This window comes from Solibacillus sp. FSL W8-0372 (assembly GCF_037969735.1).
GTDB lineage: Bacteria > Bacillota > Bacilli > Bacillales_A > Planococcaceae > Solibacillus > Solibacillus faecavium.
This window is the reverse complement of the sequence record NZ_CP150204.1, coordinates 762,796-777,079: the sequence shown is the minus strand read 5'-3', so window position 1 is coordinate 777,079 and position 14,284 is coordinate 762,796. Positions and strand designations below refer to the sequence as shown.

The 14,284-nt window shown below is 36.6% G+C and carries 11 protein-coding genes; 4 read left to right on the top strand and 7 right to left on the bottom strand.

Annotated features, from left to right (window positions below; genetic code table 11):
* Positions 1 to 183: 183 nt before the first annotated feature.
* Positions 184 to 3,228, bottom strand: coding sequence for an efflux RND transporter permease subunit (locus MKY13_RS03665; protein WP_339215378.1), 3,045 nt, complete (start codon positions 3,226 to 3,228; stop codon positions 184 to 186).
* Between the two features lie 143 nt (positions 3,229 to 3,371).
* Here MKY13_RS03665 and MKY13_RS03660 point away from each other — a divergent pair, with 143 nt between their 5' ends.
* The gene (locus MKY13_RS03660; RefSeq protein WP_191698586.1) at positions 3,372 to 4,166 is read left to right on the top strand and encodes an NRDE family protein; all 795 of its coding nucleotides are present in this window, start codon (positions 3,372 to 3,374) and stop codon (positions 4,164 to 4,166) included.
* A gap of 61 nt (positions 4,167 to 4,227) precedes the next feature.
* Here the strand turns inward: MKY13_RS03660 and MKY13_RS03655 are convergent, their stop codons facing one another.
* From MKY13_RS03655 to MKY13_RS03645, 3 genes are all read right to left on the bottom strand, one after another.
* The gene (locus MKY13_RS03655) at positions 4,228 to 5,799 is read right to left on the bottom strand and encodes a peptide chain release factor 3 (RefSeq protein ID WP_191698587.1); all 1,572 of its coding nucleotides are present in this window, start codon (positions 5,797 to 5,799) and stop codon (positions 4,228 to 4,230) included.
* Positions 5,800 to 5,865: 66 nt separating this feature from the next.
* Complete coding sequence (locus MKY13_RS03650) at positions 5,866 to 6,324, bottom strand: VanZ family protein (protein ID WP_225231071.1); 459 nt, start codon at positions 6,322 to 6,324, stop codon at positions 5,866 to 5,868.
* Between the two features lie 183 nt (positions 6,325 to 6,507).
* Positions 6,508 to 7,977 (bottom strand): UDP-N-acetylmuramoyl-L-alanyl-D-glutamate--2,6-diaminopimelate ligase, encoded by a 1,470-nt coding sequence (locus MKY13_RS03645; protein WP_339215374.1) that lies wholly within the window; start codon positions 7,975 to 7,977, stop codon positions 6,508 to 6,510.
* A gap of 294 nt (positions 7,978 to 8,271) precedes the next feature.
* Here MKY13_RS03645 and MKY13_RS03640 point away from each other — a divergent pair, with 294 nt between their 5' ends.
* Complete coding sequence (locus MKY13_RS03640; RefSeq protein ID WP_191698590.1) at positions 8,272 to 9,852, top strand: ATP-binding protein; 1,581 nt, start codon at positions 8,272 to 8,274, stop codon at positions 9,850 to 9,852.
* Positions 9,853 to 10,003: 151 nt separating this feature from the next.
* Here MKY13_RS03640 and MKY13_RS03635 read toward each other — a convergent pair whose 3' ends face one another.
* Complete coding sequence (locus MKY13_RS03635) at positions 10,004 to 11,392, bottom strand: aldehyde dehydrogenase (protein ID WP_339215370.1); 1,389 nt, start codon at positions 11,390 to 11,392, stop codon at positions 10,004 to 10,006.
* 229 nt (positions 11,393 to 11,621) lie between these two features.
* Between MKY13_RS03635 and MKY13_RS03630 the strand changes: the two genes are divergently transcribed.
* Entirely contained in the window at positions 11,622 to 11,774 is a 153-nt protein-coding gene (locus tag MKY13_RS03630; protein ID WP_191698592.1) for a hypothetical protein, read from the top strand.
* A 128-nt stretch (positions 11,775 to 11,902) separates the two neighbouring features.
* Entirely contained in the window at positions 11,903 to 12,388 is a 486-nt protein-coding gene (locus tag MKY13_RS03625; protein WP_339215368.1) for a hypothetical protein, read from the top strand.
* 373 nt (positions 12,389 to 12,761) lie between these two features.
* Here the strand turns inward: MKY13_RS03625 and MKY13_RS03620 are convergent, their stop codons facing one another.
* Both MKY13_RS03620 and srtB read right to left on the bottom strand, forming a co-directional pair.
* Complete coding sequence (locus MKY13_RS03620) at positions 12,762 to 13,586, bottom strand: EfeM/EfeO family lipoprotein (RefSeq protein WP_339215366.1); 825 nt, start codon at positions 13,584 to 13,586, stop codon at positions 12,762 to 12,764.
* A 13-nt stretch (positions 13,587 to 13,599) separates the two neighbouring features.
* Positions 13,600 to 14,283, bottom strand: a complete 684-nt coding sequence (srtB, locus tag MKY13_RS03615) for a class B sortase (protein WP_339215364.1) — start codon at positions 14,281 to 14,283, stop codon at positions 13,600 to 13,602.
* Position 14,284 lies beyond the last annotated feature (1 nt).

The following is a 14,284-nucleotide window of genomic DNA, read 5'->3' as shown; positions in this document are numbered from 1 at the left end:
AATGCCTTATTCCTTCTGTTAATTTAATACTCATTTTAGGAAACGACAGATAAAATTCAATACCGTTTTCTTTAACAAGGACATTTATTTCGACGCTTTCTTGCTACCAACTTATTGTATGATATTCCACTGTCAGATGCTACGCAGTTATAAGTTAAAGAAGCAATTATATGGTTTACAACATTATTTTGTTTCTTTTTCAATTAGGCTATAAATGATCGGTACGATAAATAATGTTAAAATTGTTGAGCTTATTAATCCCCCAATAACGACGATGGCCATTGGTTGATTCATTTCCGTGCCTTCCCCTATTCCCAGTGCTAACGGGACTAAGCCTAAAATTGTCGTTAAAGCTGTCATTAAAATTGGGCGTAGACGGTCTTGAACCCCCACAATAATGGCATCCGTAACGTTTAATCCTTGCTGACGTTTTTGATTAATATAATCAATAAGCACTATTCCGTTATTTACAACAATCCCGACCAATATCAGTATCCCAATAATCGCCGTTACACCTAGTAACGTATTTGTTAAATATAACGAAGCTGCAACACCTATTATCATTAAAGGGACACTAAAAATCATGACAAAAGGAAGCTTAAATGATTCAAATTGAGCGCCCATAACAAGATAAATAAGTATTACTGCAAGAATAATCGCCAAGATCATATCTTGCTTAGCGCTATCGAATAATTCCCGGTCACCGCCAAATGCAATTTTTGTTGTCGTTGGAACTCCTACTTGTTGAATTGCTTCATCTACTTTTTTGGAAATACCACTCAATGATTCTGATGTTTTATATTTCACAAAAATTGCAATAGCCGCGGCTTGATCGGATCTTCGAATGGCCGTCTGCGATTCTTTGATTTCAATGGTTGCCAGTTCCTGCAGTTCTACAAATACACCTGCATTCGTACGAAGCTTCATCTTTTTAAGTGCTTCTATATCTTCTCGAAAAGCTTTACCAAAGCCTGTATACACTCCCAACACTTCACTGTCATCTGCAATAATCTGTGTTGTAAAGGCACCACGAGTCATCATATTAACTGTTTGAGCAATTTGAGAAGGCAGCAATCCATATTGATTTGCTTTATCCCGGTCTACTTCTATTTGAATTTCCTCTTTCACTTCATCCAAATCTGTCGTAACCTCGACTATCGACTCTATTTCCGTAAGCCTTTGCTGAATTTTAGTAACTGTCTCCTTTAAACGCAGCTCATTACTGTCGGTTACTCGGAATGATAATGTATTAGGTGTGGAGCCTGATGAAGAAGAGAGCGAAAAGCTAACTTCTGCCCGTTCCCCAATTTGTTCCTGAACCTGTTTTTCAAATTGCTCAACAAAGTCGAAAATGGAGCGATTACGTTCAGATAGTTCAACGAGCTTAATCGAAATTTCCCCTTCATTTTGCTTACTCGTCTCCCGGGATAAAGATTGCTGATTGCCTCCGATTAAACTTACTACAACATCGACTTCTTCATGTCCCCTTGCCATTTCCTCTATTTCACTAACAATACCTTCTGTCTTTGCAACCGATGCACTATTTGGAAGCTTAACGGATAACGAGACAAACCCCTCATCTGTCGGAGGCAAAAATTCTGTACCTGTTTTGTAAACCCCAAAGCCGGATAAAGCAAGTAATGCTAATGTGATTGATAAAATGAGTGCACGTCTCGTTAATCCCCATTTTATTGCTTTCGTATAATTTCGATAGAGCCACTTGCTTTGTCTCTTTTCAACTGAATTTGCCTGTTTCGCCTGTAAAAAGCGGCTTGCCAGCATTGGAACGACTGTTAAAGCAACCGCGAGTGAAGCAATCAAGCTAAATGAAATGGTCAAAGCAAACTCCATAAAAATTTTACCGATTAGTCCACTTATAAAAATAACAGGTACAAAAACTGCAATGGTAGTAACGGTTGAAGCAGTAATCGCTAAAGCTACTTCTTTTGTACCGTTGATTGCTGCATCTATTGGACTTTCACCGAGTTCTAAATGCCGTTCAATATTTTCAATAACAACTATGGCGTTATCGACAAGCATCCCAATTCCTAAAGCAAGCGCCCCAAGCGTCATAATATTCAACGAAAAGTTTGCAAAGTACATGAGAACAAATGTTACGATTACCGAGAATGGAATTGCAATCCCAATAATAAGCGGACTTTTTATACCAGATAAAAAGAATAGAAGTACAAGCATTGCAAATAAGCCGCCAAAGACTAGAGAGGAGCTAATATTACTAATAGCTAATCGCACATAATCTCCTTGGTCAAATAAAATGGTCGCTTCAATTCCTTTATACTGTGGTTCGTTTAATAAACGATCAAGTTCCTTTTGGAATGTTTCAGAAACACTCGCTGTATTTGCACCAGATTCCTGCAGAACCGAAATCAGAACTGCCGACTGATCGTTTGCACGTGTTATCGTATTTGTTTCCTGCTCTTTTCGTTCTACGGTCGCAATATCCTGAATTTTAAGGGCTTCCCCTGTTAATGGATTTACAGATAATACTATATTCGCTATTTCATCCGGATGAGTAAATAAACTAACTACACGTGTCGTCAATAGCTGATTTTCCTGTGTACTTAATTCTGCACCGGGCATCGAAATATTACTTGCCTGTATGACTTGCATGACGTCCGTTTGCGTTAAATTTTTTTGTTCAAGTTTTTGAGGATCCAGTTCTATTTGGATTTCTTCTACAATTTTTCCTGAAACGGTTACACTTGCTACGCCTTCTGTCCTTTGTAATTCCTGTTCAAGTGACTCCGCTATCTGCCTAATGTCTACATCTTCATCATTTGCTGCCAATGCAAGCTGAATAACCGGAAACTGCGCTGGATCGAATTTCAAAAAGCTAGGTCTCCCGGCATCATCAGGAAGAGGAACTAGATCTATGCGCTGCAATATATCAGTCTGCACTTTATCCATATTTGTTGACCAATTAAACTCTAAAATAATTAGGTTCGAGCTTTCAAGGGATGTCGACTGTACCTTTTTTATACCAGGCAGAGTAGAAAGAGAAGCTTCCAATGGCTTTGTCACTTTCTCATTGACTTCTATGGGACTCGCGCCTGGATAGCTCGTAACAACAACACCAATGGGCGGATTCAAATCGGGTATTAATGTAATCGGGATTTTAAATAGAGAAACAACTCCCAATATTAATACAAAGATCATCGCAACAATCGTAAACACGGGACGTTTAATAGAAAATCTGCTTATATTCATGGATGTTAAATCCTTTCATTTTGTCATCGTATTATTTAAAATTCGTGTAAAGGTTCCTTTTCCCTTTACCATTCAACAATAAAATACTTTCCTAAAATAAAATGTTACAAATTTTCAAACAATATAACTTTGGGGGTTTAACTATGTGTTTAATTGCATTTTCCTATAAAGTTCATCCAAATTATCCGCTTGTTATTATTGCAAATCGTGACGAATTTTATGACCGGCCGACAGCAGCGGCCCATTTTTGGGAGGATAATCCTGCTATATTAGGTGGTCGGGATTTACTTCAACAAGGTAGCTGGATGGGACTTTCGAAAAATGGGCGATTTGCGGCCATTACGAACTATCGCGAGCCAAGCCAGCCAGAAACAACGCTCCTATCACGTGGAGAGATCGTCTCACAGTTCTTACTTTCTACTGAACCAATTGAATCCTTCATTGATTCATTACGGGAAAAAAGGAATCTGTATGGCGGCTACAACGTTTTATTGTTTGATGGGCAGCAAATGCATCATTACAATAACGTATTTGACGAGCACAATAAGATCGAACCAGGTACTTACGGTCTTAGTAATGCTACATTAAATACGACTTGGCCAAAAGTCGAAAAAGCGAAAAATTCATTAATAAACAGTACTCAAAACAAACAATTTGAAGTACAAGATCTTATTTTATTATTATCAGATGATAATATTGCACATGACGAAGTATTGCCAAATACTGGGGTAGGCATTCATTTAGAACGCGCACTCTCAGCACAATTTGTGAAATTACCGAATTATGGAACACGTTGTTCTACAGCAATAATATTTAATAAAAACGAAGATATCCATTTTTTAGAACGCACTTATGATAAAGGTAGCTTTCTATTTGATCGTTCTTTTACTATTAAGCCAAAGAGCTTGGCAGCATCAGACACCCGTCATGATAAATGAAGATAAAAAACCCGGCAAATTTCTTTACTGAGAAATTGCCGGGATATAATAAATGTGCCTATTACAGCAGGCTATAAAGTTTAATTTGTTCGTTCTTTTCAGTGAACCAGCGCATTGCAAATTCATTTTCAAATAAAAATACTTTATTATCAAAACGGTCACGCACTAGCATTGAGCGCTGAGAATGCATTGATTCCTTTACATCTTCCTCATTTTCAATCCAACGTGCGATCTTGCTGCCGATTGGCTCCATCGTTACTTCAACATTGTATTCATTAATCATACGGTGTTGGAAAACTTCAAACTGTAATTGACCTACTGCACCGAGGATGACATCTTCAGTGTGTAAAGTTTTGAAGTATTGGATCGCACCCTCTTGTACTAACTGAAGTACACCTTTTTGGAACTGCTTACCTTTCATAACGTTTTTCGCCGAAACGCGCATAAAAATCTCCGGTGTAAATTGAGGTAACTTCTCAAAGTTAAATCCTTTTTTACTGCCGACCACTGTATCGCCAATCTGATACGTCCCTGTATCATAAAGTCCGATAATATCCCCTGCAACTGCTTCGTTTACAATTTCACGATCATCCGCTAAAAATTGTGTAGACTGCGTTACTTTAAAGGATTTTCCTGTTCGCGCCAACGTCATATTCATCCCACGCTCGAACTTACCGGAAACGATTCGCACGAACGCAATACGGTCACGGTGAGCAGGATTCATGTTTGCTTGAATCTTGAAAATAAACCCTGAAAAATCTTTGTACTCTACAGGATCGATGAATTGCTCATCTTCTGTAATACGTGGCTGTGGAGTTGGTGCAAATTTTAAATACGTATCAAGGAATGTTTGTACCCCGAAATTAGTCAATGCTGACCCAAAAAATACAGGTGTTAATTCCCCACGGCGTATTTTATCTTCCGAGTATTGATTACCCGCTTCATTTAACAATTCGATATCATCCATTGCCTGCGTATAATAAGATGTTACCTTCATTGGATGATCAACCGCTAAGCCGCCCTCTTCATTTAATGGTAAATAGCGATTCGCCTCATCAGTTCTAAACTGCTCAATTCGGTTATTGTATCGATCGTAAATTCCAAGGAATTCTTTCCCCATACCGATTGGCCAATTCATCGGATATGCTGATATACCTAGAACCTCTTCCAGCTCTTCTATAAGCTCTAATGGTTCTTTCCCTTGACGGTCTAATTTATTTATAAATGTAAAAATCGGTATCCCGCGCATTTTACATACTTTAAATAGCTTTAATGTTTGTGCCTCAATACCTTTTGCAGCATCGACTACCATGACAGCAGAGTCTACTGCCATTAAAGTACGGTACGTATCTTCCGAGAAATCCTGGTGACCAGGTGTATCAAGAATGTTTACACGACAGCCTGAATAATCGAATTGCATAACAGAGGATGTAACTGAAATCCCACGTTGCTTTTCGATTTCCATCCAGTCGGATGTTGCGAACTTTCCTGATTTCTTCCCTTTTACTGTACCCGCGTCACGAATTGCACCACCGAATAATAATAGTTTTTCGGTAATCGTCGTTTTACCAGCATCAGGGTGACTGATAATGGCGAATGTTCGACGCGATAATATATCTTGTTCTAAAGTCATTGTTTTCGTCTCCTTTTTCCATACTTTCTTATTTTAAAAGACAACAGTCATTCGTTACAACCTTTTTTACTTTTGAGTTAGTATTTTACGTATTCTTTTCATTATTTTAAATAGGACAAAGCCTATGACAATTGCAATTGCATTTAATAATACATCATCTACATCAATGCTGCGACCGATAAAATATTGTGTACCTTCTATAAATATCGGTATGCTGAATGCGACGATATGCATTTTGCGCCACCCTCTTAGTTTTTTCCATAAAAGCGGTATAAAAAATCCAAATGGAATAAACAGGACAATATTGCCTGCCAAATTATAAAATGCGATATTCGCTAATGGTCCATTTAATTGATCATAATATAAAAGGATCGTTTGTAATGGGGTGAAGTTACTACGGACATAGGCAGTCGATGTATCAAATACAATTTGTCCATTTAAAAAATAAAAATTCGGTATAATCGTTTGCGAAAAGATGCTTACACTATATAGGAAGAATACGAGCATAACAATTTCCCGAGACATATCTTTCTTTTTATTTCTTAAGTATAGTTTTCGGCTAATTATATAAAGAGGAAAACTCAATATACAATACCCAATCATACTCAGTAAGTAGGATTGAATCATTTTTTCTTTTCACCTCCAAAAAAAAACCACCGTTAACGCAATTACGTTAACACGGCGGATTTGAAAAAGATATAGGTTCATCTATACAAATTTTAACTTCCCAGCTTCAATCGCAATTTTGGCATCACTATGCGGGTATTTCGTATTTTCAATGATTTGGTAATCTTCATGACCTTTGCCGGCAAAAATAATAATATCGCCGGGATTTGCTACGCTCACCGCATGTCTAACAGCTTCTGCGCGGTCACCAATACATGCATAGTTATTATGCAGCATCCCTTTTGCTAAATCGCCTGTAATACTATCGTACTCCTCATAGCGTGGATCATCGGTTGTAAGCACAACATAATCTGCAACTGACGCCTTTTCTGCCATCGTTGGACGCTTCGTTTTGTCACGTCCACCACCAGTACCAACGAGGAAAATCAATTTATTTTCCGGTTTTTTATATGGAAGGGCAGCATTGATCGCCTTTTCAATTGCATCTGGAGTATGTGCATAATCAATAAAGATTTGAATTGGTAAATCCGTTTCCACTTTTTCCATGCGTCCTTTTACTGGAGGAAGCATTTCAATCTGTTCAATAATAACTTCAATTGGGAAGCCTCGTGCATAAAACACCGCTGTTGCTGCAAGTACATTGTAAATATTGAATTCACCCAATAAATGCATTGTCACTGGAAATGTACCTTCAGGTGTTTCCATATCAAAATGAGTCATGCCATCTTCATAATTGCAGTTTACTGCCCGGAATATAGCATTGTTTTTTAAACCATAAGTCCATATCGGAAATGGCGTAATTTGTGCATAACGCTCTGACCAGGGATCATCCGCGTTTAATACGACATGCTTGTTCTTTTCCAGATCTTGTCCAAGCTGAGAGAACAACAGGCCTTTTGTGTTGCCGTAATTTTCCATTGTCCCGTGGAAATCCAAATGATCATGCGTCAAATTTGTAAATACCGCGACATCATAATCAACACCCGCTAATCGACCGAGTGCCAAACCATGTGACGAAACTTCCATTACCATCGCACGACAGCCTTCACTTTTAGCACGGAAGATCATCTGCTGGGTATTTAATGAGTCACTTGTTGTATTGGCGGATTCATATAACACACCATTTAAATTAAATCCTATCGTACCGGACAATGCTGACTTTTCTCCAAGCCCAATAAAAATATTGTGGATAATGCCGGATACACTTGTTTTGCCATTAGTCCCTGTTACACCAATCATCATGATATCTTTCGATGGGTAGTCAAAAAACTTCGCTGCTAAAATGCCTAACGTACGTGTCGTATTCTTAACAAGTACTTGTGCAATGTCGCCCTCCAACTCCAATAGACGCTCTGTAACGATAATTGTTGCCCCAGCATCAACAGCCTTCTGTGCATAGTCATGACCATCTACTGTAAAGCCTTTAATGCAAATAAACACACTGTTTGGCTGTACACTGCGAGAATCAATCGCAATATCCGAAATCAGCTTCGGCAATTGTCCTACTATTTTCTTTTGCATGAGTGTACTTAATAGCTCTTCTACATACATTTTTCTTTCCCCCACACTTGCATTATACTTGCGAATCTAAATTTTTCAGTTAAGTTATAGTAATTTCTATGTATTAATCATCATACTGCTCATGGATTGAAATTTCCATGGTTTTCGCTTTACATTAAATACCTTGAACTATTAGAACCACAAAATAACCATTTAATGAAGTGTTCCAAAATGTTCGCATAGTACAATTTTTAATTAATATATCTATCATATCAAAATTCGCCATTTATCGACATCATAAATTACTGTATGATTATAGTTATTATTACTTATCAGAGGTGTTTTATGCAGCAAAATGAAATTCTGAATAAGCGAAATCTGCTTATGGTTATTACTTATGTTTTCTCAACGCTTATTTTTACTACTGTCATTGTTACACAACTGTTCAAGCATCCTTATTCATTTTTAGTTATTAGTATTGGAAGTTGCATTATACTTATTGCTTTGTATTATTTAAAAACGCCTCCAAAAGTGTTTCAAATTATTTTGATTTGTACGTGGCATATGATCGTATTCCTTTTTAACTATCAAAATGTAAGTATATTTTCGTTTTATACTTTTTTCTGGGTTCTAGCGATATTAACAATTTACCGTTCATATATTATTTCAATTATCAATATTAGCCTTGTATTCATTGAAATTTTAATTTTAAATAAATTATCAATGATACCCTATGATAGTTTTAAATCAGAAGATCATCTATTACTTTTAAGCTTTTTAATTGCTGCTTGTATCATGAGTATTGGTCAAAGTTTTTTAATAAAACATATTTGGTTAAAGTTAGAAAAAAATGCGATTGACCGTGAATATTATTTAAACTCCAAGCATGCATATTTACATTTATTTTTTGAACAGGCTAATGATGCAATTGCAGTATTTGATTTGGAGGACCGTGTGATTGCAGTCAATCCAGCATTCGAAAAATTGTATGGCTGGTCTAAGGAGGAAGCATTAGGGCGTGTTTTACCGCTCATCCCTCCGGAAAATGAAAAAGAGTCAAAGAAAAGGAAAGAATATTTGATGCATGGAAAGAAGTTTCATTTACATGAAACAACCGATATGAGAAAGGATGGCACTATTTTCGATGCACAAATCTCATTGTCTCCCATTTTGAGCCCGCACGGCGAAATTATCGGTTCTTCTGTAATTTCACGGGATATTTCATATATTAAGGAGAACGAAAATTTAATTTTGCAATCTGAAAAACTAAAGCTCGTCGGTGAGCTTGCTGCCGGAGTTGCACATGAAATTCGTAATCCGATGACCGTTATATCCGGCTATGTTCAAATGATGAACGAAAATCCTGACTCACCTTACTATGAATATACTAAGCTGATTCAGAGTGAAACGGAACGAATTGAGTTAATTTTATCAGAATTCCTTGTATTATCTAGACCACAGCCTAATCAGTTTATACCTGTTAATTTGGGGGAGGCATTAAATGAAGTAGCTACATTTTTCCAGTATGAGCTTCAGCAAAAGGCTATTTCTCTCAATATTTCGAATGAATATCCGCATACGATTATATTAGGTAATAAAAATCAAATTAAACAAGTATTCATAAATTTATTTAAAAACGCTATTGAGGCAATACCTGAGAATGGAACCATTACATTAGAAGTGTGTGTAGGCGAAGATGGCAAGGATATTTACATTAATATCATCGATACAGGCTGCGGTATACCTTCCCATTTAACAGAACGTATTTTTGAACCTTTTTATACAACGAAAACGAAAGGTACAGGACTTGGAATGATGATTGTTAATAAAATTGTTCAAGATCATAAAGGGACAATTAAAATAAAAAGTCAGCAAAACGTCGGTACAGAAGTTCTATTATCGTTTCCTGTGTTCAGTGAATATTAAAAATGAGAAGGCTGGGTAAAACCAACCTCAAAATTATAAGGAGTTCAAATTTTACAATAGTAAATTTTGAACTCCTTTATTTGTTATCAAGTTATCTACTCCATATCCCCTGCTTGTTGCCCGGGAGTGCTGCTATACCGAAGAATATTCGTTATTTCATAATCGTACGAACAAGCTTAACTTTTTGTTTGTACGGCGGATATAGCAAACTATTTGCAAGTTTATTAGAACGCTGCATAATCGATTTAGGATGTGTAAAGTTCTCGAAGCTGGCCTTTCCATGATACGATTTTACGCCTGAAGGACCAACCCCTCCAAACGGTAAATGAGTATTTCCTACATGTGTGATTACATCATTTATACAGCCTCCGCCAAATGGCAGCTCCTGAAGGAAATAAGCAATTGCCTTTTCATTTTCAGAAAACAGATAGGCACTTAATGGCTTAGGCAATTGGCGTATTTCGTGGATCGCTTTTGGTAATTGCTCATAAGTCAAAATCGGCAAGATTGGTCCAAAAAGTTCATCTTCCATTGATGGACGATCCCACGTTATATTTTCTAAAACTGTTGGCTCCATATATAAATCTTCTCGATCTGTGCGACCGCCGAATGTTACCGTATCACGCTCGTTGTCCAATATATTTTGCAGGCGGTCAAATTGGCGCTCATTGATTACCCGACCATAGTCCGGACTTTGCTGTGGATCATCTCCAAAGAATTCACGTATCGTCTTCTTAAGCAAACGTGTGAATTTTTTAGCAACTGAAGAATGTACTAGCAAATAATCCGGTGCAACACAAGTTTGCCCTGTATTATTAAATTTCCCCCAGACAATTCGCTTTGCTGCCACATCTAAATTAGCGGTTTGATCCACTATGGCAGGGCTCTTACCACCAAGTTCCAATGCAATGGGAGTCAGACGCTCTGCAGCAGCCTTTGCTACTACTTTTCCAACAGCTACACTACCTGTAAAGAAAATATAGTCAAATGGCGCATGAATCAGCGCAGTAACCTCATCCTTTTCACCTTCTACAACACGAACATAATGAGGTGGGAAAACTTCTTCTAAAATTTTCTTTACCATAATGGCTGTATGAACAGCCGTTTCAGATGGCTTAACAATCGCTGTATTGCCTCCGATAATCGCCCCAATCAATGGCTCCATAATTAATTGGAAAGGATAATTAAAAGGCCCAATAATTAATGTAACTCCATACGGTTCACGAACAATGTAACTTTTGGCAGGTTGAAAATGTATTGGTGTTTTCACCAGCTCCGGTTCCATCCAGCCATCTATATTTTTTAAAAAATAAGAAATACTATCATATACAATTCCGATTTCAGTGGAATAAGCTTCAAATTCACTTTTTCTCAAATCTAATGCCAAAGCTTCTATTACTTGTTCCTCATATTTTTTTATTGTTTCTTTTAATAATATGAGTTGCTCTTTACGAAATTCTATATTTTTTGTTGCCCCAGTAAAATAAAAAGAGCGTTGTTCTTCAATCATTTGTTCAACATCTTGTGCAGTGAAGTTCATTTTTTTCATCCTTTCAAAAAGAAATGTATGCATAAATTATAGCTGTTCACACATATTAACTATAGTAATAACTACTACAAAGTTAAATTAAATTCCTTCAAATATTAGCAAGGAAGTTATACAAGGAGGTTAGTTTCAAGAAAAATGTTTATCGAAAAGTTTAAATGGGAATTTCATAAGTAATTATTTAAATCAGACATAAAAACAATCGTACAAGGAGGCTATATAAATGATTATTACTGAAACTTGGTGGGGCGAGATTTTTTCTGGACCATTATCTATTGGATTAAATGAACAAAAGATTACACAGCTAGAGGATGAATCATTTTTATACTTTGACGAATTTGTTGCAACAATTCCTACTGAAGAACAAAATACTTAACCGTAAAAGGACTGTCACATTTGTCAGTCCTTTTTTGCATTTTTCTATGGCATAATGACTATATATAATAGAAATTTGGTCAAAGTCCATAGGAGGTCATCCTTATTTTAAATAAAATACTGAAATTCATGCTAATTTCTTTTCTTATTTTCGTCTGTGTCATTTCAGTACAATATATTATGAAAAAAAACAATTTGGAACATCAAGATTCGATTGAAGAAGCACAAGCTGCCGTTTCTCCAGAACAGTTGAAACTTCAAACAATGCTTGCTATATCTGAAATTGTGCTCCAACAATTTATCGAAAATATTATTCTTAATATTGAAATTACGCCAATGGATGATAAACATAATGTTACCATTTCACTTCAAGCAACTGAATTTTTACATGAAACTACATTGTTAAAAGACAGCTACAATTTATTAAATGAGCTCCAGCATGTAGAAGCTTTAAATGATGTCACTTTGAAATGGTTCAGACCGGTGCAAAATAAAAATACAGAAGTATTCACATTGGCATTTGATGCCGAAACTCTTCAAACAATTAATGAAATCTCATATAAAGATATACCGCAAGTGGCAAAACAATATATAAAACATGCAGCTTTAAACTAAAGAGAGTAGGAACATAATCTCTACTCAATACAAAAAAGAACCTGTGACAAAACTCGCCTCAAAATCAAAAGCCGTTCAAATTTGAACGGCTTTCTTATATGTCTACTTCGTAGCCGTTGTTCTCCGTTACGGCGGGCGCTTTCCTGGGGGCACGGCTCGAGCCTGTAGTCTCTCCCTCGTGCTTGTCCCCTGGGAGTCGCCGCCTTCACTCCGAACAACTAATTTTCCATCTATATCAAGGTAATCTCTGTATAATTCACTCCAACCAATTTTAATAAAGGTTATGTTTATTATACAAATTCCGCTCAATTAAAAAGTTTTCTACTTATGTCCTGACCTTTTTATTTTATTGCTCTCTTTTACCTTCAAACATTTATTTCAAAGAATCATTCATTTCCTGTAATGCGGAGCCTACGCGCTGGACAGCTGTTTTCAGCTCTTCTTTTTGTTTTGCTGTAAAGAAGGAATAGTTCACATAGTCTTCTTTTCCTACTTCATAATAAGCGACAATTTCATTTAATTCTTTCAAAGTCTCTGATGTAGTTTCAGCACTTTCTGTCGAGACGCGGGGAATAAATATCTCCAATAAATCTTCCGCAACTTCTGTCTGTGCTTTGACAGCGTATACTTCATTATTGGCAATGCTTTGTGCAGACAAACGGTTCGTTGCCATCATGTTGAACATCGTTGCAGCTGAAGCTAATACATTATTTTCCGAAACATCCATCGTAGGAAGCTCCGACTGTAATGCTTTCACATTTTCAACAAGTTCATCTACAGCTTCCTCATAGCCTGTAGTTTTCTTCTCTACAAACAATCCATGAGCTAATTTTTGAAAACCTGTTGTTTCCTCTTCTTTTCCTTCTACTACTTCGCCGTTAATTTTCTCGTCAAGTTCCTGGAAATTTGAAGCAATGGGCTGCATTCGCTCATAATACATTGTTACTAATGGATATAACTTTTGTGCTTCTTCCAACTTGCCATCTTTCACATATGTGGCTAGAAGCTCTGTATCTGCTGTGAAGCTGTCCATTTGCCCCATTATCAATGATTTATACTGTTCTGCCTCAGCAGCTACATCTACCTTAACTTCTTGCTGTTCTACAGGTTCTGTTACTGGATTTTCTTCTTTTTTGCCACATGCAGTCAATAACCCTACCGCAACCAAAGCAATCATTATTCTTTTACTGTTTTTCATATTGATTCACCTCTTATTTTTCTAGTTCGACTACCTTTGTATGAACAACAAATCGTTCTTTGTCATCAGGGGATGTCGTACAAGTCGAAAAAGTCACGATTTTATCGGAACTTGCTACTTCGACTGGCATTTTTATTGAAGATTTTTGTTGAATATTTAATAAGAACTGGTCAAAGGTATCATTCGTAAATTGCGTTTCGATATAATAAAAATCTGTTGTCGTTTCATATGCAGCAAATACATGCAAAGCATAGCGTTTTTCATCTGTCTCATAATAAAAAACAGGATGTTCTTCTGCATAAGCTTGCTCGTTAAACTTCGATAAATCACCAAACATCGTACCATTACGTAAAACATGCCCATAAAAAATCGTATGCCGATCTTCCATTACATCATTTCGGAAATCAGCAAAAATACTTCCTCCACGACTTTTTTCATCTAAATAATTATGCTTTAAGTAAAATTCATTATTATCCGTTTGTAATACTGGGTTATTTAATCGGGTATTTTTCAATGTAAGCCATCCGATAATATTTTTATTTTGTCGCTGAAGTTCTTTAAGCTCGCTTTGTTGCACTATTTGCTGTGCCTGTTCCAGCTGTTCGTTCACTTCACTATAGTCTAAATAATAGCGAATCACGATAACTGCACAAACAATCATTACAATGCCGCTTAATGCCTGAATCCATCGCCGCATA

Excerpts from the sequence above, each read along its gene's own strand:
- MKY13_RS03665 (WP_339215378.1), bottom strand. The coding sequence starts at position 3,228 with ATGAATATAAGCAGATTTTCTATTAAACGTCCCGTGTTTACGATTGTT.
- MKY13_RS03660 (WP_191698586.1), top strand. The coding sequence starts at position 3,372 with ATGTGTTTAATTGCATTTTCCTATAAAGTTCATCCAAATTATCCGCTT.
- MKY13_RS03655 (WP_191698587.1), bottom strand. The coding sequence starts at position 5,799 with ATGACTTTAGAACAAGATATATTATCGCGTCGAACATTCGCCATTATC.
- MKY13_RS03650 (WP_225231071.1), bottom strand. The coding sequence starts at position 6,324 with ATGTCTCGGGAAATTGTTATGCTCGTATTCTTCCTATATAGTGTAAGC.
- MKY13_RS03645 (WP_339215374.1), bottom strand. The coding sequence starts at position 7,977 with ATGTATGTAGAAGAGCTATTAAGTACACTCATGCAAAAGAAAATAGTA.
- MKY13_RS03640 (WP_191698590.1), top strand. The coding sequence starts at position 8,272 with ATGCAGCAAAATGAAATTCTGAATAAGCGAAATCTGCTTATGGTTATT.
- MKY13_RS03635 (WP_339215370.1), bottom strand. The coding sequence starts at position 11,392 with ATGAACTTCACTGCACAAGATGTTGAACAAATGATTGAAGAACAACGC.
- MKY13_RS03630 (WP_191698592.1), top strand. The coding sequence starts at position 11,622 with ATGATTATTACTGAAACTTGGTGGGGCGAGATTTTTTCTGGACCATTA.
- MKY13_RS03625 (WP_339215368.1), top strand. The coding sequence starts at position 11,903 with ATGCTAATTTCTTTTCTTATTTTCGTCTGTGTCATTTCAGTACAATAT.
- MKY13_RS03620 (WP_339215366.1), bottom strand. The coding sequence starts at position 13,586 with ATGAAAAACAGTAAAAGAATAATGATTGCTTTGGTTGCGGTAGGGTTA.
- srtB (WP_339215364.1), bottom strand. The coding sequence starts at position 14,283 with ATGCGGCGATGGATTCAGGCATTAAGCGGCATTGTAATGATTGTTTGT.